Genomic DNA, 21,026 nt, shown 5'->3' with positions numbered 1-21,026 from the left:
GGGGCTGGCCCCCTCCTCACTCCACAATTTGTGCTGTTTCCAGAACAGCGTGCATCAACACATCCGTCCCAGCACTTGCCCATTCTTTGGAAATCTCTTCCGCCTCATTATGCGACAAACCATCGACACAAGGGCACATCACCATCGCCGTGGGCGCGCATTTGTTGATCCAACATGCATCATGACCCGCACCAGAAATCAGGTTCATATGCGAATAGCCAAGCCGTTCTGCCGCCGCACGGACAGCGGAAACACAGCCCTCATCAAAGGTTACAGGATCAAAACCACCAACCTTCTCGAACTCGACACCCAAACCCATCTCATTACAAATCGCCTGCGCATCGACACGCAAACGTGCTTCCATATCCTCGATCACCGACAAATCAGGGGAACGGAAATCAACCGTAAAGACCACCTTCCCAGGGATCACATTGCGCGAGTTGGGATAGACATCAATATGCCCCGCCGCACCAACCGCGTGGGGTTTGTGCGACCACGCAATCTCATCCACTTTGTTCAAGATACGCGCCATGCCTAACCCTGCGTTCTTGCGCATCGGCATCGGTGTGGACCCTGTGTGGCTGTCCTTGCCCGTCACAGTCACTTGCGTCCAACTCAGCCCTTGGCCGTGTGTGACGACACCAATGTCTTTGCCTTCTGCCTCCAAAATCGGACCTTGTTCGATATGCAGCTCAAAGAACGCGTGCATCTTATCCTTGCGCGCACCGACAGGTTCGTCACCTTTCCAACCAATGCGGTCCAATTCCGAACCAAACGTTTTGCCGTCTGCATCTTCCTTCGCGTAGGCCCATTCTTCCGTGTGAACGCCCGCGAACACGCCAGAGGCGAGCATCGCAGGGGCGTAGCGCGTGCCCTCTTCATTGGTCCAATTGGTCACAACGATCGGGTGTTTGGTCTTGATCCCGAGATCTTTCATCGTACGCAGAATTTCGAGGCCACCGAGCACGCCCAAAACCCCGTCATATTTGCCACCCGTCGGTTGTGTATCAAGGTGGGATCCAACGTAGACAGGCAGGGCATCAGGGTCCGTGCCCGCGAGCTCTGCAAACATATTGCCCATACTGTCAAGACCCATGGTGCAACCCACGGCTTCACACCATTTCTGAAACAGCGCGCGGCCTTCGCCATCTTCATCCGTCAAAGTTTGGCGGTTGTTACCCCCGGCAACCCCGGGGCCAATTTTGGCCATCTCCATCAAGCTGTCCCAAAGACGATCTGCGTTGATTTTCAGATTTTCACCCGGTGCGGCCATGACTTTTCCCCATAGACTTCGTCGATCTGGCGGATCGATTAAATTTTACCATTTGGTAAAGACACGATTGCAATGTGCGTCAACTCTGTCAAGGATTGACTTGCATGTATTGCTGCCGCATCTCGATGTCGTGCAATTACATGCTCAAATGATGGGCAACTCGAGCAGGAGACCTTTGCATTGACTGAAAGCCCCTCCACCACAAAGAAAGCGCCAAGCCGCATACAGCAGCGTAACCGCACGCTGATTTTGGACGCAGCCCTCGAAGTCTTTTCAAGCCAAGGATATCGCGGGGCAACGCTCGATCAGATCGCAAAACAAGCGGGTTTGAGTAAGCCTAATATTCTTTACTACTTTAACGGCAAGCAAGAGATCCACGTAACTTTGCTTAACCAATTGATGACGGTCTGGCTTGATCCGCTCAAAGAAATGAATCCGAACGGGGATCCAATCAAAGAACTCATTGGCTATGTGCATCGCAAGCTGGATATGGCGATCGAGCTGCCACGCGAAAGCCGCTTGTTTGCCAACGAAATTCTACAAGGCGCGCCGCGCATGGGGCCGCATTTATCCGCAGGTTTGAAACCGCTTTTTGATAAGCAAATCATAGTGATCACCCGTTGGATGGAAAGCGGCAAGATCGCCCGAAGTGACCCCGCGCATCTGCTATTTTCGATCTGGGCAACCACACAGCACTATGCCGATTTTGCCGCCCAGACAGAGGTTTTGCTGCCCGATAGACAAGCGCGCGAAGACGGAGCGCGCGCGTTCTTGGATCAGTTGTTTACCAAGCTGCTAACGCCCTGAGCGCGCCAAAGAGATCAGCTCGATCACATCAGGTCCAAGCCCTTCGACGATGTCGCGCACGCCCTCTTTGTTAGGGTGGATACCGTCAGATTGCATCCGCGCGCGCACTGCATCGCCATCGACCGTGCCGTCGGGCTGCAACAAGCCGATAAAGAAATCACGTACATAAAGCGTGCCATACTGAGCGCTGAGCTCTGGATACATCTGATCAAAGTTCTGCTTGAAATCAGGTCCCATATTTGCAGTCGCGACCAGACCCACCAATAAAACAGGCACGTCGCGCGCAACGGTGGCTTGCAAAATCTTCTCCAGATTGGCGCGACTCACAGCCGGATCAATGCCGCGCAACAGATCATTGCCGCCGAGCGCGACAATCACCCCGTCCACATCATCGGTCAGCGTCCAGTCAATCCGCGCAGCACCCCCCGCAGTTGTGTCACCCGACACGCCCGCATTGATCAGGCACACAGCGCCGCTTTCGGTGCTGTTGGCTTTGAGCCAATCCGCAAGTTGAGGGACAAAACCATCGGGCGCGCGCAAACCATACCCTTGGGTCAAACTGTCACCAAACGCCACAATCGTCACAGGCTCCGCTCGCGCAGCGCTCGCTTGACCAAAGATCAAGACAAAAATGAGCGTAATTGAAGCAATCACCTTGCTCACAGCCTGTGCGAACCCATATCCCAAAGCATAACTCCTAATTGCAGGCCGCCCGATATGACCGCCATTCTCTCCCTTAAAGATGCAACTCTTTCGCTTGATGGCAATGCCGGACGCGTCGATATTTTGCATGGTATTTCTCTTGATGTAGAAAAGGGACGCTCTTTGGCGCTAGTCGGACCTTCGGGTTCTGGCAAGTCCTCGTTGCTCATGTTGATGGGCGGGTTGGAGCGCTTGAGCGGTGGAACGATCACCGCCTTGGGACAAGATTTAACAGCGATGAACGAGGACGCATTGGCCCGTTTCAGGCGCGCCTCGATGGGGATTGTGTTCCAATCGTTTCACTTGATCCCAACGATGACCGCTTTGGAAAACGTCGCAACGCCTTTGGAACTTGCAGGCGACAAAGACGCCTTTGCCAAGGCTGAGGTAGAGCTGGAAACAGTCGGCCTCTCACATCGCATTTCGCATTATCCCAGCCAGATGTCGGGTGGCGAGCAACAACGCGTCGCGCTCGCGCGTGCGATGGTGGTGCGGCCTCAGATTTTGCTCGCGGACGAGCCAACGGGCAATCTTGATGAGACGAACGGCAATGCGATCATGGAGCTACTGTTCGAGCTCCAAGCCCGCGACGGTGCAACGCTTGTCTTGGTCACGCACTCAAACGCATTGGCGAGCCGTTGTGACAGTGTAATTCGCCTACGCGATGGCCGCATTGACGAGAGCCAAACATGAGCATCGCACTCGCCTCAAGATTTGCGCGCCGTGAGCTGCGCGGTGGGCTGAGAGGGTTTCGCATCTTCCTTGCTTGTCTCGCACTTGGTGTCGCCGCGATTGCCGCCGTAGGCACCGTGCGCGCCTCGATTGAAGCAGGGCTCGCGCGCGAAGGTGCGGCGCTTTTGGGGGGTGATGCTGAGTTGGAGTTAACCTATCGTTTTGCAAGCGAGCAAGAGCGCGCATGGATGGCGCAAAACGCAGAGCAGGTCTCAGAAGTTGCCGATTTCCGTTCCATGGCCGTTGTTGGTGATGAGCGCGGTCTGACGCAAGTGAAAGCGGTGGATACGTTTTATCCGCTGATTGGCGAGGTCGGGTTAGAGCCAGCTTTGCCCATCGCGCTCGCACTGGGGGAGCAAAGCGTGCTGCCGGGGGCCGTGATGGAACGCGTGTTAAAGGATCGGCTCGGGCTTGAGATCGGAGGGGTTTTCAAACTTGGAACGCAGGAGTTTCGCCTAACCGCGGTTCTCGTAGATGAACCAGATGGCGCAGGCGGTGGCTTTGGACTGGGGCCGCGCATTATCGTTTTGCGTGATGCGCTAAAAGGATCAGGACTGCTCGAGTCGGGGACGTTGTTCTCCAGTAAATACCGTTTAAGATTACCTGAGAACAGCAATCTCGATGCTTTGAGCAAAGAGGCCGATGAAGCCTTTGCGCAAAGTGGCTTACGCTGGCGCGATGGCCGCAATGGCGCACCCGGCGTTGCGCAATTTGTGGACCGTTTGGGCGCGTTTTTGGTACTTGTTGGGCTCTCGGGTCTCGCTGTGGGTGGTGTTGGCGTGTCTGCCGCTGTCAACAGTTATCTCAAAGGCAAGACATCTGTCATCGCAACCCTGCGCACGCTGGGCGCGGAGCGCGCGGTTATCTTTCAAACATACTTTATTCAGATCGGCGTTTTGAGCTTGCTTGGTATCGCGATTGGTCTGGCTTTGGGCGCGGCAGCCCCTCTCGCGCTTGCCCCTTTAATCACCGAACGCTTGCCAATTCCTGCGGCCTTCGCGATCTATCCAAAACCCCTGTTCGAGGCGGCGGTCTACGGTGTATTTACAGCGCTTATCTTTACCACATGGCCACTTTCACGCACAGAAAATATTCGCGCAGCGACTTTGTTTCGTGATGCAGGACAAAGCGGTGCGCGCTTGCCCGCGGTGCGCTACATCATAGCAACAGCAGCGCTTGTCGCCGCATTACTCGCTTTGGCGAGCTGGTTCTCTGGGACGACCTTCCTAACGCTCTGGACGGCTGGTGGCATTATGGGTGCACTGGTTTTACTGGTACTTGCCGCGCATTTGATCCGCTTTGTTGCGCGCAAAATCGCCCCTTGGGCAAGAGGACGCGCAAGTCTGCGGTGGGCGCTCGGATCCATTTCAGGACCACGCGAGGAAGCGGTATCTGTCGTGCTTTCGCTTGGGCTGGGGTTGTCTGTTTTGGCAGCAGTTGGCCAAATTGATGGCAACCTGCGCGGCGCAATTGCGCGCGATCTACCGAGTGTTGCGCCTTCCTATTTCTTTGTCGATATCCAAAAAGATCAAATGCCTAGCTACTTGGAGCGTCTCAACAACGAACCTGCCGTAAGCCGCATTGATAGTGCACCCATGCTGCGTGGGATCATCACGCAGATTAATGGCAAACCTGCGAGTGAAATTGCAGGCGATCATTGGGTACTCGAGGGCGATCGCGGGATCACTTACTCGACGGAACTGCCTGATAACACACGCTTGCTGGATGGCACTTGGTGGGCGCCGGATTACGCTGGACCGCCGCTGGTAAGTTTCGCCGCTGAAGAAGCCGAAGAGATGAACATCGCGCTCGGCGATACAGTGACCGTCAACATTTTGGGCCGCGATTTCACCGCGACCGTGTCCAGCTTTCGCGAGGTGGATTTTTCAACCGCTGGCATCGGATTCATCATGTCGATGAACCCTAGCGCGTTGTCCGGTGCACCGCATAGTTTCATCTCAACTGTCTATGCCACACCTGAATCAGAGGCCCGTATCTTGCGCGATCTCAGCACCACCTTTCCCAACATCACGGCGATCAGGGTAGGTGACGCAATCGAGCGGGTTGCGAGCGTCTTAGCGGGATTAGCAGCAGCAGTCAGCTACGGTGCCGCTGCCACGCTTTTGACAGGCTTCTTGGTTTTGATCGGCGCATCTGCCGCAGGCGAGCAAGCGCGCACTTTCGAAGCCGCCATTCTCAGAACTCTTGGCGCAACACGGCGATCTATCCTAACGAGCTTTGCGCTACGCGCTGCGATCTTGGGTGGTTGCGCAGGTGCTGTCGCTTTGGGCGCGGGCATATTGGGCGGTTGGGCCGTGAGCACGTTCATCATGGAGACCAGCTACGAAGTGATCTGGAGCAACGCTTTGACGATTGTTTTGGGCGGTATTCTAGCGACGATGCTCTCAGGATTGGCCTTTGCTTGGCGCCCTTTAACAGTGCGGCCCGCGCAAATTCTCAGGAGCCAAGAATGAGCCATCCACGTTTTTTCGGCTACGGCAGTCTGGTGAACCGCGCAACGCATGATTATCCCAGTGTACAGCCTTTGCGCGTCAAAGGCTGGGCGCGTGCTTGGCGCCATACGGCTTTGCGCGAAGTTGCGTTTTTGACCGCCATTCGCGATCCTCAGAGCGAGATTGAAGGGCTGAGCGCGGATGTGCCTAACGCGGATTGGGCCGCGTTGGACGAGCGCGAGTTTGCTTATGATCGGGTCGCTTTGGAGGGCCACAACAACACAGTGATTTACGAGATACCCGCAGACAAACATGCAGCGGCGAGCAACGCGCATCCGATTTTGCTCAGCTATTTGGATGTCGTCGTGCAAGGGTATCTGACGGAGTTCGGGCAAGCGGGCGCGCAGCGCTTTTTTGACACGACCAGAGGTTGGGATGCCCCCATTCTGGATGATCGATCCGCACCAATTTATCCAAGGCATCAAGCCTTGAGCGCAGCAGAGACCCATTTTGTCGACAAAGCACTCACAACGCTGAAATGCACGATACAGGAGCGTTAACGCTTCCAGCTGGTCTGGTGCAAATGGCGTGCTTCGCGCGCGAAAGGTTCTGGCTCAGGAACGCGTGTCGCTTCATTTTCGACCTTGTTCATCACGCGCCATGCCAGCACGACTGACAGCGATCCAAAGATCACACCACCGATCGCTTGGCCAATCAACACACCCGGTGCGCCGAACCAAAGTGCGCCGAGGATCACCAAGGGGATCGTGCCAATCGTGTGACGGCCCCAGTTAAGCCAAGTAGAGTAATAAGGGTGGCCAAGGTTGTTAAAGCTCGCGTTCGCAACAAACAAGAGACCGTTGAAAAAGAAGACCAGCGCAAGCGGGCCACAGAACAGATAGACGAGTTCGCGTGTGATGCCATCAGCAGTGAACAGGTCGGCAATGGGCGCGCGTAGGAAGTAAAGCAAGATCGTCATGAAGACGACGAAAATGCCGACAAATGTGATGCCCGCTTTGAAACCGCCGCGCACGCGATCATGCTGCCCTGCGCCGAAATTCTGCCCGATGATCGGACCAACAGCACCCGAAAGCGCGAAGATGACGCCGAATGCGATAGGGGTCAGGCGGCCTACGATAGCCATGCCCGCGACCGCCGCTTCGCCATATTCTGCCATTGCGCGCGTGACATAAGCTTGGCCGATGGGCGTTGCGAGTTGCGTAAGGATCGCAGGAAATGCCAGCGCGAAAACGGGGCGCAGATCGAGCATCAGATCGCGCGTGTCAGGCTTCACGAAGCCACCGTAATGTTTGATGATTGGTAAGAGCGAGACGCCAGCAATCGTAAGGCGCGCCGCAACAGAAGCTAATGCTGCACCCGTGAGTTCAAGATCAAGCCCAAAGATAAGGATCGGGTCGAGCACAGCGTTGACAGCCCCCCCATAGATCGTCGCCATCATCGCGCGTTTTGCATCGCCGTGTGCGCGCAAGATCGCACCGCCAACCATACCGATCATAAGAAATGGAAGCGAAGGCACGATGATTTGGAGGTAGTGAACCGCGAGGACATGGGTTTCCCCACTCGCACCAAGAAGTGTGACGAAGGTCCCTAAGTTGAGCCACACCAAGCCCGCAAAAATCGAACCAAATACGAAGCCATAGATCAAAGCGTGTGTTGCTTTGCGCTTGGCCTCTTCTTCGTCCCCTGCCCCGAGCGCACGCGCAACCAAAGCGCCCGCAGCGATGGACATGCCAATGCCGAAGGACGTCGTGAAGAATAAGATTGCGCCTGCATAACCGACAGCGGCGGCGAGTTCTGCTTTGCCCAACATCGAGATGAAGATCATATCGACGAAATCGACCAAGAAGATCGCCATAAGGCCGACGGAGGCCGTGAGCGACATCACCGACACATGTTTAAAGAGCGAGCCTGTCAGGAATTTAGCTTGCTCTGACATGTGTTTAACCTTTGGCTTTGATGACTTGAAGAAGCGGCATGAGCGAGGCCATATCAGGCCCGCGTTCACGTCCGGTCACGGCTTTTCGCAGCGGCATGAACAGGCCTTTACCTTTGCGACCTGTCGCCTCTTTCACGGCAGTCGTCCACTCGCCCCAAGTCGTGTCTGTATAAGGGCCATCAGGGAGCATCTTCATTGCTTGTGCGATGAAATCTTCGTCGCCTGCTTCAATAATCGGGTCCGCGCCGTTTTGCGCGAGGTCTGACCACTCGGAGAGATCACTCAGAACGGTGATATTCTCGCGTGCCACGTCCCAGAAACGTTCTGCTTGATCCGCAGGAACGCCGAGAGCGGTGATACGATCTTGTACAGCGGACAAAGGCAGTGTGTGGTTATAACGCGCAGTCAATGGATAGAGATCATCGGCATCGAATTTCGTCGGGGCGGAACCGAACTGTGAAATGTCAAAACCGTCGATCAATTCATCCAAGGAACTGCGCACCTCAACAGGCTGCGAAGAGCCGAGACGCGCCAAAAGCGAGAGCAACGCCATAGGCTGCACACCCGCTTCACGCAGATCGCGAAGAGCCAATGTACCCAGACGCTTGGACAGGGATTCACCTTGCGGGCCTGTCAGCAACGAGTGATGTGCGAAATCAGGCACAGTGCCGCCAATCGCACGGATCATCTGGATTTGGGTTGCAGTGTTGGTCACATGGTCAGAACCACGCACAACGTTTGTGACGCCCATGTCCGTGTCATCCACGATGGATGCCAATGTATAGAGCACCTGACCGTCGCCGCGAATGAGCACAGGGTCAGACACAGATGCCGCATCGATGGAGATATCACCGACAATACCATCCGCCCATTCGATCCGCTCGTGATCCAGCTTGTAACGCCACACGCCATTACCACGCTCTGCACGCATCGCGTCTTTTTCAGCATCAGACAGCGCCAATGCAGAACGGTCATACACAGGTGGCTTGCCCATGTTGAGCTGCTTCTTGCGCTTCAGATCCAGCTCTGTCGGGGTTTCAAACGCCTCGTAAAAGCGGCCCATCTCGCGCAATTTATCCGCGGTTTCAGCGTAGCGGTCCATGCGGGCCGACTGACGCTCTACCTTGTCCCACGTGAGGCCAAGCCACTCCAAGTCCTGCTTGATCGCGTCCACATATTTCTCTTCGGAACGCACAGGATCGGTGTCGTCGATACGCAAAATGAAAGTGCCGCCATTCTTGGCCGCGATCATGTAGTTGAACAGCGCGGTGCGCAGGTTGCCAACGTGGATGTAGCCTGTGGGCGATGGGGCGAAACGAGTGGTGGTCATGAGGGCGCTCTCCTGTTGAAAGTGCTTTTTCATAGGAGCTGCCGATTGTCCAGTTTTGAGCCACTATTCAGGATGCACAGGCCAGATTTTGTCGAGATCGTTCAAACCAGTTTTGATCAGCTCTTCAAGGACGGCCATATCAACATCCGCAAGTTTGTTCACATACAAGCAAGATTTGCCGATCTTATATTTACCAAGACGTGCAAGGATATGATCGTAATCTTGATAGCCCGGAACAATGTAAATCGACAGGCTGGCTTTGCGCGGTGAAAAACCCGACGCAAGTGAATCGCCAGAATGCCCGCTGTCATACGTGTAGCTGTAACGCCCGAAACCAATGATCGTGGGCCCCCACATTTTCGGCTCATAGCCAGTGATGCGCTTATAAAGGTCCAACAGAACCAGCGCGTCTGCCTTGCGGGTTGGATGTTCGACTGAATTGATAAAGTCCAAAGGGTCAACAGGTGTGGTTTTTGTCTTGTTATCGGCCATATCGTTACCCTTTCGCTGCGTCATGGATGCAGGGCCGCTTTGCTTGCCCTAATCTGTGCAAACGTAACCTAAAGGGCCAAAGATGAGCAAACCATACATCCTGCGCAGCTATGAAAAGACACTGAAACTGCCGTTTGGACGTCAGATTTTCTCGATTTATGCGTCACGCAAGGCCCCTTACTTCAGCACGATTCGCCCTTTGGTGAAGACCTTGGAGCCTGGTCGCTGCGAGATTTTCCTCAAAAAACGCCGCTCTGTGCAAAACCACATTGGCACGGTGCACGTGATTGCCGTGGCCAATGGGTTGGAAATGGCGATGGGTTTTCTGGCCGAGGCGACGATCCCGAAACACTTGCGGTGGATCCCTAAAGGGATGGAACTGAGCTATCCTGCCAAGGCAGATACAGATCTGATTTGTGAGGCTGTAAGCGATCCGAGCACTTGGGAACCGGGCGATTTGCCAATCAAAGTGGTCGCGCGTCGGCGCGATGGAACAGCCGTTGTAGAAGGTGTGATCAATCTCTGGATTAGCGAAAAACCCAAACGCTAAAGCTCGGCACCCGGGAAATGGCAGGCGACGCCATTGCTCAGTTCTGGCTCGTCGCGTCGACAAATATCCTGCGCAGCAGGGCAGCGATTTGCAAAGCGACAGCCATCCGGCAGGTTCACAGGATCGGGCGGATCACCTGGAATGAGAATGCGTTTGGTTTGCGCGCGACGCGCTTTGTCCACAGATGGAACCGCCGACAGCAGCGCACGTGTATAGGGGTGTTGCGGCGCATTGAATATATCAAGACGCGGACCATATTCGACGATTTTGCCCATATACATAACCGCAATGGAATCGCACATGTGCTGCACAACGCCTAGGTCATGGCTGATGAACAAATACGTTAGGCCAAAATCCTTTTGCAGCTTGCGCAGCAGGTTAAGGATTTGCGCTTGCACCGCAACGTCGAGCGCAGACACAGGCTCGTCACAGATGATCACATCAGGCTGTGTCGCCAGTGCGCGCGCAATGCCGATGCGTTGCCGTTGACCACCTGAGAACTGATGTGGAAAAAGGCGTTGTTGTTCAGGGCGCAGACCCACGGCTTCGAACAAAAAATCGATGCGCTCGGCCTTTTCGACTTCTGTCATAGAGCCAAGGCTCTCCATCGGTTCGCGAACGATATCCCCTGCCCGCAAGCGCGGATTAAGAGAAGAGTAAGGGTCTTGGAAGATAAATTGCACTTTAGCGCGCGCTTGGCGCAGGTCTTCATCCCCAAGGGTTAAAAGATCGGTGCCGTTGAGTTCGACCTTGCCTTTATAGCTGTTCACAAGGCGCGCAACCGCGAGAGCTGCGGTCGTTTTTCCCGAACCGGATTCACCAACAATCGCCAGTGTTTCACCTCGCTTCACTGTGAAATTGACGTCATCGACAGCGTGCAGATAAGCGTTCTTGCCAAAGCCGCGACCACGTTTCACCGCAAAGCGTACAACCAGATCTTCAACGTTTAAAAGGATGTCACTGCTCATCTCACAACTCCTCCGCGCGCCAGCAGGCGGATTGATGTTCTGGTCCGAACTCTATTTCTGGGGGCCGCGCACGCAGACATTGCGCTTGTGCTTGCAGGCAGCGAGACGCGAAAAGGCAGGTATCTTTGCCAAAATCTTGAAGCGCAGGAACAATACCAGGCACCTCAACCAATTCTTCACGTTCTTCTGTGAGAGTGGACAGAATATGAGGCACACAAGAAATAAGACCCGCAGTATATGGGTGACGCGGATGTGCAATTACATCCTCTACTGGGCCAAGCTCTGCTTTGCGCCCCGCATACATTACGATCATGCGCTCGGCCATTTCAGCAACGGCCCCCATGTCATGTGTAATGAGAATGATAGAGCTGCCCGTTTGACGCTGCATATCCTGCAAAAGGTCAAAAATCTGCGCCTGTACCGTCACATCGAGCGCTGTTGTCGGTTCATCCGCAATCAGTATTTTCGGCTGACAAGCAAGCGCAATCGCAATCATCACACGTTGACGTTGGCCGCCCGACATTTGAAACGGATAATCGTTTACGCGCGCCTTCGCGTTGGGGATACGCACCGCATCAAGCAGTTCAATCGCTTGGCTCCACGCAGCTTTGCGCGACAGGTTTTGATGCGCACGCAAGACTTCTGCGATTTGCTCGCCAATATTGAAGAGCGGATTGAGCGACGTCATCGGCTCTTGGAAAATCATCGAAATGTCGTTGCCACGAATTTCGCGCAAGCGCGCCTCAGACGCTGTGGTCAACTCTTCCCCATCAAATGTGATGGATCCAGCAGCGATACTTCCCACCCCTTCAGGCAAAAGCCCCATCAACGCGAGCGCGGTCATGGATTTACCACATCCAGATTCGCCCACGAAACTCAGGCTTTCGCCGGCCTCAAGATCAAACGAAAGATCATCAATTACGGGCGCGACCCCTGCGCGGGTTTTAATCTCGACCCGCAGATTCTTAACGCTGAGCAAAGCCATTAGCGCGACCTCAGTTTGGGGTTGAGCGCATCGTTTAGGCCATCTCCAACGAGAGAGATGCACAAAACTGTAACGAAAATCGCAAGGCCGGGAATAGTGACTGTATAGCTCGCATCAAGAATATATTGGCGGTTGGAGCCGATGACTTGCCCCCAACTTACGACATTGGGATCTGTGAGGCCGAGAAACGATAAGCCCGCTTCGAAAAGAATAGCTGATCCAACCATGAGCGCCGCTTGTACGATAATGGGCGGCAAAGCGTTAGGAAGGATGACACGGAACATCAGTTTGCTGTTCGTCGCACCAGACGCGCGCGATGCCATGACGTACTCAAGCTCTCGAATACGCAAAAATTCGGAACGCGTAATCCGCGCAACTGCGGTCCAACTGACAACTCCGATGGCGAATGTGATCATGGGAAGCGAAGCGCCGAATAAAGCGACAATAACCATCGAGAAAAGGAGAGTCGGTAAAACCTGAAAGAATTCAGTGATGCGCATTAACAGTTCTTCAACCCACCCTCTATAGAACCCAGCCAAAGCTCCGACCGTGACACCAATCAAAATGGAAACACTCGCCGCTGCGAGACCAATAACGATAGAAACACGCGACCCATGAATGAGGGCAGCCAAAAGATCGCGACCCAAATAGTCCGTCCCCAAAAGGAAACCATCGACTCCGGGTGGTGAAAAAGGGGCCCAAACCATGTCAAATGGATCAGTCGGATAAACCCAAGGACCGAAAATAGCGCAGAGCATTATGAGCGCTAGCACGATAAGCGCGAGCATCGCAGCAGTGTTGCCACGAAACATTTCCCAAGCCTCAGACAAAGGCGAGCGCGCTGGCGGTAGAGTGTTTTCAGGATCTATCAGGCTCATCCTTTGCCTCCTACACGCGGATCAACGAGGCGCAGCGCAAGGTCCGTCAACAGGTTGCCAACGATCACGACCAAGGCTGAAAAGAAAAGAATGCCCAGAATTGTTGGAGTGTCGCGTGCAATGATGGATTGAAATGCCAAAGTACCAAGGCCCGGCCAACTAAACACCGCTTCAACCAAAACAGCGCCGGAAATAACCGCCGAAAATTGCAGACCCGCGAGGGTGATAACGGGAGACAGTGAATTTTTCAGAGCATGTTTATAGACGACTTGGTTCGGCGACAGTCCTTTGGCTTTGGCCGTGCGCACAAAATCGGAACCAAGCGTTTCCATCATCGTCGCGCGCGCGAGCCTCGAATATAGGGCAAGAAAGAGCGATCCAAGCGTGATGACAGGAAGCACCATGTGCCGTGCAACATCAAGGAAATGCACCCAAAATCCACCCTCGATCGTGACGTCTTGCATGCCGGCGACAGGGAACAACTGGATCTTCAATGAAAACGCGATGAGCAGTAGTATGCCGGTCCAAAAAACAGGGGCCGCATAACCGAAGAGCGCGAGGAACGTAACGAAATGGCTTAAAATTCCATTAGGCTTGCGCGCCGAAACAACGCCCATAATTACGCCGATAAAAAGCGCAAGAAGTTGAGCTGTGACCACTAAAAGAAGGGTCGCAGGCAAGCGCTGCAAAATCAGGTCTGTGACGGGCTGGTTGTAAAAGAAGGAAAACCCGAGGTCGAACTGCAAGACACCGCCGATGTAGCGCCCAAGTTGAACAATAAAGGGTTTATCGAGACCGTAGTCAGCACGGATTTGGTCCAGCAATTCTTGGTCCGCACCGCCCATGCTTTGGCTGATCGTATCGGCCACATCGCCAGGAGCGAGATGCATCATAGAGAAATTAAGAACCAAAACTGCGATCAACAAGATCACGGCATAGCCAGCGCGGATCGCGAAACTTTGCAAAACCTGCATTTAGGCCCCTGAATTTGAACGAAATGTTAAGATTTAATCGGCTAGATAAGCATCAGAGCGCAACTGTCGCCGCGCTCTGAAAGGAGATGTTATTCGTCAAGCCAAACCATATCGATCGGCGTGGACGTACCCCAAATACCCATGGGTGCGTTCTTCACTTTGTTGTTGAAGACCGTGTGATAGGGCAAAGTGTTGGTGTGATAAACGGGCAGCTCATCTGCAATAATCGCTTGGAACTCGTTGTAGAGCGCCTTGCGTTTTGTATCGTCCGTTTCAACGGCTGCCATCGCCATCAGCTCATCCACACGCGCGTTGGAATAGCTTTGTGTGTTGGACCAAACGCCTTTTAGGATATTGGTGCTGTCATATGTTCGGTGCACACCAATAACCGGATCGCCCCAGTTAAAGACTGTGTCCCATGACATATCAAAGTCGCCTGTGCCCATCTTTTTCGCCCATGTGGGGAAATCAGCGGAAGCACGTACTTCAACGTCGATATTAACTTTCTTCAAAGCTGCTTTGACATATTCAACCTGTGGCTTCACGCCGGGCCAGCCAAAATCAATTGTCAGCGACATGCGCGAACCGTCTTTGACCGGGAAACCTGCTTCATCCAAAAGTGCTGCGGATTTTTCGAGATCAAGATCATACCCTTCTTGCGCAGCATAGAACGGGCTGTCTGGGTGAATACCTGATGTGCTGTCAGCCGCTGTGCCTTGCATAAGCGCCTTGTGGATGAAGTTTTTGTCCACAGCATATGCAATCGCTTTGCGAACGCGAACGTCTGACAATGGACCTTTGGCAGTGTTCATCGCGAGCCAATCAATCGGGCCAATGGCACCGTAGCCGTCAGCCGTGACTGTCAGTGTTTCGACCTTCTTGAGGCGGTTGATGATCCGTGGGAGCGATTCAAACGCGCCCATGTCAATTTCACCGTTTTCATATGCAATCGCGCGCGCCGCAGGATCGGTGATGATGCGCATAACAATGCGATCAAGGTAGGGACGACCTTCGATGAAGAAATCTTCGAAACGCTCAAGGATCACGTGCTCACCATTCTTGAATTCAACGAGCTTGAATGGACCAGAACCAACAACGTTTTCGTTGTTACGCGGGTGCGCTTTGACGTCCGTGATTTCGCCATCGCCATAAATATGCTTTGGGATGATCGACATCAGCTGACCTGACATCGCGAGCATCAAAGCTGGATGCGGCTTGCTTAGGTTCAAAACCGCAGTATGCGCATCCGGCGTATCAACGCTTTCAACTGGTGCGAACATGGATTTGAAAGGGTGGTTCGCTTTGATGACGTCAACCGAAAAGGCAACATCTTCGGATGTGAGCGGCGTACCATCGTGGAATTTGGCGTTCTTTACCAAGTTCAGCGTGACGGTCAGGCCATCCTCTGAAACATTCCAGCTCTCAGCGAGATAGGGTTGTGGCTCCCAGTTTTCATCATAACGTAGGGGCGACGCGAAAAGCTGTGCGCCCGGGTACCCCGTAACGATGCCGGACTGAACCGCCGAATTAAGGTTACGTACATTGCTGCCAAGAACCGTGACGAGCGTGCCGCCTGTCTTGTGGCCTTCCGCGACAACGCTGGTTGCCATAACGGCCGCCAAAGCAACGCTTGCAGCGATACCTTTGATCAAATATTTCATTTTCACTCCTTTGTGTGTCGAACCTGTTGGCAGGTTTTTTATTGTCTAAAAGCAGCCTAAACGGCGTATTTCCCTAAGGGCAACTATTTTCCTTAACTTTTTTCAAGAGCGCGACGGAACTTCGTCGATTTGAAAAATTTGTTTGCACGCAAATAAATCCTGCTTACGCTGAGGAAATTAACTTTTGCGACCTTTGAGGGATTCCTATGAAGACGACTGTTTTTTCCGCGAAAAAAATTGTGACCATGAACCCTCAGAAGCCAGAAGCGAGTCATGTAGCGATTCGGGAAGGGCGCATTTTGGCGGTTGGTTCCCTCGAAGAGATCGCGACTTGGGGCGATTATGAACTCGACGAGCGCTTTGCCGATAAGGTGCTGTTCCCCGGTCTGGTTGAAGGGCACGCCCACACGATGGAAGGCACGCTTTGGCGCTACGTCTATTGTGGTTACTTTGATCGCATGGATCCCAATGGTAAGACGTGGAAAGGCAACAAAAGCATCGAAGATGTGCTTGCCTCGCTCTCCGCGGCGGAAGCCTTGCTTGAGGATCCAGACGCGCCGCTTACGGGTTGGCAGCTTGATCCCATTTACCTTGATAACAAACCCATCACCCGCGCGCAGCTTGATAGCGTTTCGGCGACGCGGCCGATCGGTGTGATGAACGCCTCCGGCCATATCCTTTACGTGAATACAAAAGCGCTGGAGCTCGCGGGCTTGATGAAATCCGGCGTAAACCACCCGGGCATTTCGCTGGGCAATGACGGCATGCCTATGGGTGAGTTGAAAGGCCCCGACGCCATGACGCCTGTGGGTGAGCATGTGGGTTTGAACCGCTCGATGACGGATAGTGATGAGCGAGGCCTGCGTGATTTTGCGAGGCTTTGCGTGCGCACTGGCGTAACAACAGTCACCGATCTTGCCGCTCGTCTGGAGCCGGATGGCGTCGAAACCATGTTGCGCGTAACGGGCGAGCCGAATTTTCCTGCATGCGTGGTGCCCTTACGGTTTTTCCTTGGCCTTCCCCCGAAAGAGTTGATCCCAGAGGTCGCACGTCTCAAGAAACTCTCGACGGATCGTCTGTCGCTTGGGCGGATCAAGGTCGTGGCTGATGGTTCCATTCAAGGGTTCTCTGCGCGGATGCGTTGGCCCGGGTATCACAACGGTGCACCCAATGGCCTTTGGTATATCTCGCCCGAGCAGATGCAAGAAATATACGAACTTGCGCTGGCCGAAGGCATTCAAGTGCACACGCATACGAATGGTGATCAAGCGACGCAGCTCGCAATAGAAAAGCTGGAATTGGCGTTGAAGAAAGTCCCGTCGAATGATCACCGCTTTGTGCTGCAACATTGTCAGCTCGCCGATCGCGCGCAGTTCAAGAAGATGGCGGCGCTAAAGATGAGCGTGAACCTCTTTGCAAACCATCATTTTTACTGGGGCGACGAGCATTATCGCCTGACTGTTGGCCCTGATCGCGCGCTTCGCATGAACGCCACGCGCACGGCGCTTGATTGTGGTGTGCCGATGACGATCCACTCGGACGCGCCTGTTACGCCCCTTGGTCCGTTGTTCACTGCTTGGTGTGCTGTGAACCGATTGACCGCATCTGGGCGCACGCAAGGCGAGCATGAGAAAATCACAGTGGATGAAGCACTTTGGGCCGTGACGATGGGTGCCGCGCATACGCTACATATGGATGGGCAGATTGGCTCGATTGAGATAGGCAAGCGCGCTGATTTTGCTGTTTTGGAAAGCGATCCGCGCGAGGCCGAGCCTGAAAAGCTGAAGGATGTCGAAGTCTGGGGTACGGTACAGGGCGGTCGCGTATTTGCCGCTGCCGATGCCTGAGGCGCTTCCCGTCACGATCATCGGCGGTTACTTGGGTGCGGGCAAAACAACGCTGGTGAACCACCTGTTGCGCACTGCGAATGGGCGTAAACTGGCTGTTTTGGTTAATGAATTTGGTGCTTTGCCGATTGACGAGGATCTAATCGAAGCACAGGGCGATGATCTGATTTCCATCGCGGGGGGCTGCATTTGCTGCTCTTTTGGGTCAGACTTGAGCGCTGCTTTGATGAACCTTGCAGAGCTCAAAGTGCGCCCCGACCAAGTGGTGATCGAGTGTTCCGGAGTAGCCATTCCGTCAGCGATTGCCGCATCGGTCAGCTTGCTTGACGGGTTCGTCCCTGACGGGACGGTTGTCATGGTGGATGCGGAAACCATCCAGGAGGCGGCCGTGGATGAATACATCGGCGACACGATTACGCGCCAGCTGGTGGATGCGGATTTGACGCTGATCAACAAGGCCGATCTCGTTAGCGCAGCGCACGTGACACAGCTTGAGACTTGGCTTCGAACGCTCGCCCCGAGTGCACGATCTTTGGTCGCAGAGCATGGCAAAGCACCGCTTGATATGGTGCTTGGCTTAGGCGCGAACCCGCGCGAAAGTCAGCAAATGGGTCATGCAGATGGGTTGTTTGAGAGCATCGCTCTGCCCTGCCCTAGCTCTTTAAACGGCGAGATCCTTGCGCGCAAACTGACAAGTGACCCAGTCCATATTGCGCGCGCAAAAGGGTTCTTTGTGGACGAACTTGGCGCGCTGAAAGCGTTGCACATCGTTGGGCGGAGGTTTGATATATCGGATGCGCCCGAAAACGCGCCTTTGGGGATTGTGTGTATCGGGCTCAAAGGGCAGTTTGACGGCGATCTGATCCGCAAGACTGCCAGTGAGGCCCTATGACCAATCCGCTCTACGATGCCCTTTTCGCCCCTCATCTGGGCAAGCAAACACCGTTTATTCATGTGCCAGACGGCCAAACGCTGACCCATGATGCGTTCTTGCGTATGGCCTCGAAAATTGCTGGCGCACTTACAGAGGCGGGGTTAGTCGCGGGTGATCGTCTTGCCTTGCAGGTTGAAAAGTCGCCAGAAGCTTTGGCCGTCTATGCGGCTTGCGTCCAGAAAGGCATCATCTTTTTACCGCTCAACACAGCCTATACGGCGGTTGAATTAGAGTATTTCATCGACAACAGCGGTGCCAAACTGGTGATATGCGACCCAAGTAACGCAGACAGCATCGCACAGATCACAAAGCGCACTGGCGCTGCGTTGATGACGCTTGACGCGAGCGGCGCTGGCAGCTTGATGGATGCGGCAAGCACACAACCTGAAACGACTGAAACCGTCGAGCGTAGTGACGATGACTTAGCCGCGTTCCTCTATACCTCCGGCACGACTGGTCGCTCTAAAGGGGCAATGTTGAGCCAGAACAACCTGCTTTCTAATGCCGAAGTCCTCAAAGACTATTGGGGTTTCAGCAAAGACGACGTGTTGCTGCACGCTTTGCCGATTTTTCACACGCATGGGCTTTTTGTTGCAAGCAATATTATGTTGCTCAGCGGAGGTGCCATGATTTTCATGCGCGCGTTCAACCCCGACACGATCCTTACGCAAATGCCAAACGCGACGAGCATGATGGGCGTGCCGACTTTCTATACACGCCTGCTTGATCATGATGGTTTTAGCAAGGAGTCTGCCGCGCATATGCGGCTGTTCATCTCTGGCTCTGCCCCGATGCTCAGCGAAACGCACGAGCAATTCGAGGCCCGCACAGGTCAGCGCATTCTTGAGCGCTACGGTATGACCGAGACAAATATGAACACCTCAAACCCCTACGAAGGCAATCGCAAAGCGGGCACAGTGGGTCTGCCTTTACCCGGTGTTGAGGTGAAAGTCTGTGACCCCGAAAGCGGCGCAGAGCTGGCGCAAGGTGAGATCGGCGTGCTCGAAGTACGCGGTCCAAACGTGTTTCAGGGCTATTGGCAGATGCCAGAAAAGACCGCTGAGGAACTGCGCAAAGACGGCTTTTTCATCACCGGTGATTTAGGGATGATCGACGATGATGGCTATGTGCAGATCGTTGGACGCGGCAAAGACCTTATTATTTCTGGCGGTTACAACATTTACCCCAAAGAGATTGAGCTCGTTATCGACGACCAACCCGGCGTGAAAGAAAGCGCTGTTATTGGCGTACCGCATCCTGATTTCGGCGAAAGCCCTGTCGCTGTTGTCGTGCCCGAGGGTGACGGCCCCGACATCGATCAAATCACAGAGGCGTGTCACGCAGCACTTGCCCGCTTTAAACATCCGCGCAAGATCCTTATCTGTGACGCCTTGCCCCGCAATACGATGGGCAAAGTTCAAAAGAATGCCCTGCGCGATGAACACAGCGCGCTGTTCGCCAACAAAGAAAGCTAAGCCATGAGCAATCAAGACGAATATACGCCCCCGAAAGTCTGGACATGGGAGCAGGAAAGCGGTGGCACGTTTGCCTCGATCAACCGCCCCATCGCGGGTGCGACGCATGACAAAGAGCTACCGCGCGGCGCGCATCCTTTGCAGCTACATTCCATGGGAACGCCCAATGGTGTGAAGGTTACAATTTTGCTCGAGGAACTGCTCGCGCTGGGTCACACAGGCGCCGAATATGACGCTTGGTTGATCAAGATTGGCGATGGCGATCAATTTGGCTCTGGCTTTGTTGCGGCCAATCCGAACTCAAAAATTCCTGCACTGCTCGATTACTCCGACGGTGGGGAGCCAATCCGCGTCTTTGAGAGTGCTTCAATCTTGATGCATTTGGCGGAGAAATTCGGCGCGTTCATTCCACAGGGTCAAGCGCGCGTTGAGTGTTTTAACTGGCTGTTCTGGCAAATGGGCAGCGCGCCTTATCTTGGTGGTGGTTTTGGCCATTTCTATCACTATGCGCCATACAAAATGGAGTATCCGATCAATCGTTTTGCAATGGAAGTGAAGCGCCAGATGGATGTTTTGGATCGGCATTTGGCCGAGAACGAGTATTTTGCAGGGGATGAATATTCCATCGCGGATATGGCGATTTGGCCGTGGTATGGGCGCTTGGCAGAGGGCAAAGCCTATGAAGCAGGTGACTTTTTGGACGTCAAAAGCTACGAGCATGTGCAGCGATGGACCAAGCAAATTGGCGAACGCGAAGCGGTCAAACGCGGCAAGATAGTCAATGTCGCGTGGGGCGAGCCAAACGCGCAACTCCCAAATCGCCACAGCGCCGCTGATATTGATGCTGTTTTAGCGAAGTAATACGATAAATCGTCGCCCAAAAGAGAGGAATGTTAATCCTTTGGGCGACAATCACACCTTTGCACATAAATTCCAGTGAGTTTTAGTCAGTTTTGAGGCCTCGGGCCCTTGTGCTTTTAGCGATTCGACGCACATTAGAAGAAACCC

At 54.1% G+C, this 21,026-nt stretch carries 19 protein-coding genes; 9 read left to right on the top strand and 10 right to left on the bottom strand.

Annotated elements, in window-relative coordinates; translation table 11 throughout:
• Positions 1-16: 16 nt before the first annotated feature.
• Entirely contained in the window at positions 17-1,273 is a 1,257-nt protein-coding gene (locus PFRI_RS20815; protein WP_072632615.1) for a Zn-dependent hydrolase, read from the bottom strand.
• Between the two features lie 180 nt (positions 1,274-1,453).
• On the opposite strand from PFRI_RS20815, the gene PFRI_RS20810 reads away from it, so the two are divergent.
• Positions 1,454-2,080 carry a TetR family transcriptional regulator C-terminal domain-containing protein gene (locus tag PFRI_RS20810; protein ID WP_072632614.1) on the top strand — a complete coding sequence of 209 codons (627 nt, stop codon included), beginning with the start codon at positions 1,454-1,456 and terminating at the stop codon, positions 2,078-2,080.
• On the opposite strand, the gene PFRI_RS20805 is transcribed toward PFRI_RS20810, so the two are convergent.
• The gene (locus PFRI_RS20805; RefSeq protein ID WP_072632613.1) at positions 2,069-2,767 is read right to left on the bottom strand and encodes an arylesterase; all 699 of its coding nucleotides are present in this window, start codon (positions 2,765-2,767) and stop codon (positions 2,069-2,071) included. The two genes, PFRI_RS20810 and PFRI_RS20805, sit on opposite strands and share 12 nt — an antisense overlap.
• Before the next feature lie 30 nt (positions 2,768-2,797).
• On the opposite strand from PFRI_RS20805, the gene PFRI_RS20800 reads away from it, so the two are divergent.
• The 3 genes from PFRI_RS20800 to PFRI_RS20790 are packed head-to-tail and all read left to right on the top strand — an operon-like array spanning position 2,798 to position 6,527.
• A complete protein-coding gene (locus PFRI_RS20800; RefSeq protein ID WP_072632612.1) occupies positions 2,798-3,475 on the top strand; it encodes an ABC transporter ATP-binding protein in 678 nt (225 codons plus the stop codon).
• Positions 3,472-5,988 carry an ABC transporter permease gene (locus PFRI_RS20795; RefSeq protein WP_072632611.1) on the top strand — a complete coding sequence of 839 codons (2,517 nt, stop codon included), beginning with the start codon at positions 3,472-3,474 and terminating at the stop codon, positions 5,986-5,988. The genes PFRI_RS20800 and PFRI_RS20795 overlap by 4 nt, the downstream gene beginning before the upstream one ends.
• A complete protein-coding gene (locus PFRI_RS20790) occupies positions 5,985-6,527 on the top strand; it encodes a gamma-glutamylcyclotransferase family protein (protein WP_072632610.1) in 543 nt (180 codons plus the stop codon). The genes PFRI_RS20795 and PFRI_RS20790 overlap by 4 nt, the downstream gene beginning before the upstream one ends.
• Here the strand turns inward: PFRI_RS20790 and PFRI_RS20785 are convergent.
• The 3 genes from PFRI_RS20785 to PFRI_RS20775 all read right to left on the bottom strand — a co-directional run bounded on the left by PFRI_RS20785 (position 6,524) and on the right by PFRI_RS20775 (position 9,746).
• Positions 6,524-7,924, bottom strand: coding sequence for an MATE family efflux transporter (locus tag PFRI_RS20785; RefSeq protein WP_072632609.1), 1,401 nt, complete (start codon positions 7,922-7,924; stop codon positions 6,524-6,526). The two genes, PFRI_RS20790 and PFRI_RS20785, sit on opposite strands and share 4 nt — an antisense overlap.
• A gap of 4 nt (positions 7,925-7,928) precedes the next feature.
• Complete coding sequence (gene gltX, locus PFRI_RS20780) at positions 7,929-9,254, bottom strand: glutamate--tRNA ligase (RefSeq protein ID WP_072632608.1); 1,326 nt, start codon at positions 9,252-9,254, stop codon at positions 7,929-7,931.
• Between the two features lie 63 nt (positions 9,255-9,317).
• Positions 9,318-9,746: a DUF1801 domain-containing protein gene (locus PFRI_RS20775; RefSeq protein ID WP_072632607.1), complete on the bottom strand. Its 429-nt coding sequence runs from the start codon at positions 9,744-9,746 to the stop codon at positions 9,318-9,320.
• A gap of 82 nt (positions 9,747-9,828) precedes the next feature.
• Between PFRI_RS20775 and PFRI_RS20770 the strand changes: the two genes are divergently transcribed.
• The gene (locus tag PFRI_RS20770; RefSeq protein WP_072632606.1) at positions 9,829-10,296 is read left to right on the top strand and encodes a hotdog fold domain-containing protein; all 468 of its coding nucleotides are present in this window, start codon (positions 9,829-9,831) and stop codon (positions 10,294-10,296) included.
• On the opposite strand, the gene PFRI_RS20765 is transcribed toward PFRI_RS20770, so the two are convergent.
• From PFRI_RS20765 to PFRI_RS20745, 5 genes are all read right to left on the bottom strand, one after another.
• On the bottom strand, positions 10,293-11,264 hold the full coding sequence (locus PFRI_RS20765) for an ABC transporter ATP-binding protein (RefSeq protein ID WP_072632605.1): 972 nt from the start codon (positions 11,262-11,264) through the stop codon (positions 10,293-10,295). The genes PFRI_RS20770 and PFRI_RS20765 overlap by 4 nt on opposite strands.
• Before the next feature lies 1 nt (position 11,265).
• A complete protein-coding gene (locus tag PFRI_RS20760; protein WP_072632604.1) occupies positions 11,266-12,249 on the bottom strand; it encodes an ABC transporter ATP-binding protein in 984 nt (327 codons plus the stop codon).
• The gene (locus PFRI_RS20755) at positions 12,249-13,127 is read right to left on the bottom strand and encodes an ABC transporter permease (protein WP_175549277.1); all 879 of its coding nucleotides are present in this window, start codon (positions 13,125-13,127) and stop codon (positions 12,249-12,251) included. The genes PFRI_RS20760 and PFRI_RS20755 overlap by 1 nt, the downstream gene beginning before the upstream one ends.
• Positions 13,124-14,101 (bottom strand): ABC transporter permease, encoded by a 978-nt coding sequence (locus tag PFRI_RS20750; RefSeq protein WP_072632603.1) that lies wholly within the window; start codon positions 14,099-14,101, stop codon positions 13,124-13,126. Before PFRI_RS20750 ends, PFRI_RS20755 begins: the two co-directional genes overlap by 4 nt.
• Before the next feature lie 89 nt (positions 14,102-14,190).
• On the bottom strand, positions 14,191-15,762 hold the full coding sequence (locus PFRI_RS20745) for an ABC transporter substrate-binding protein (RefSeq protein WP_072632602.1): 1,572 nt from the start codon (positions 15,760-15,762) through the stop codon (positions 14,191-14,193).
• 206 nt (positions 15,763-15,968) lie between these two features.
• Between PFRI_RS20745 and PFRI_RS20740 the strand changes: the two genes are divergently transcribed.
• The 4 genes from PFRI_RS20740 to yghU are packed head-to-tail and all read left to right on the top strand — an operon-like array spanning position 15,969 to position 20,879.
• Positions 15,969-17,609: an amidohydrolase gene (locus PFRI_RS20740; protein WP_072632601.1), complete on the top strand. Its 1,641-nt coding sequence runs from the start codon at positions 15,969-15,971 to the stop codon at positions 17,607-17,609.
• Entirely contained in the window at positions 17,590-18,501 is a 912-nt protein-coding gene (locus tag PFRI_RS20735; protein ID WP_170124838.1) for a CobW family GTP-binding protein, read from the top strand. The genes PFRI_RS20740 and PFRI_RS20735 overlap by 20 nt, the downstream gene beginning before the upstream one ends.
• The gene (locus tag PFRI_RS20730) at positions 18,498-20,018 is read left to right on the top strand and encodes a malonate--CoA ligase (RefSeq protein ID WP_072632599.1); all 1,521 of its coding nucleotides are present in this window, start codon (positions 18,498-18,500) and stop codon (positions 20,016-20,018) included. The genes PFRI_RS20735 and PFRI_RS20730 overlap by 4 nt, the downstream gene beginning before the upstream one ends.
• A gap of 3 nt (positions 20,019-20,021) precedes the next feature.
• Positions 20,022-20,879 carry a glutathione-dependent disulfide-bond oxidoreductase gene (yghU, locus tag PFRI_RS20725; protein WP_072632598.1) on the top strand — a complete coding sequence of 286 codons (858 nt, stop codon included), beginning with the start codon at positions 20,022-20,024 and terminating at the stop codon, positions 20,877-20,879.
• Positions 20,880-21,026: the final 147 nt, after the last annotated feature.

Origin of the sequence: Planktotalea frisia, from assembly GCF_001890925.1 — a bacterium.
GTDB lineage: Bacteria > Pseudomonadota > Alphaproteobacteria > Rhodobacterales > Rhodobacteraceae > Planktotalea > Planktotalea frisia.
Note: the sequence above shows the minus strand (reverse complement) of the source record. Positions and strands in the feature narration are given on the sequence as shown.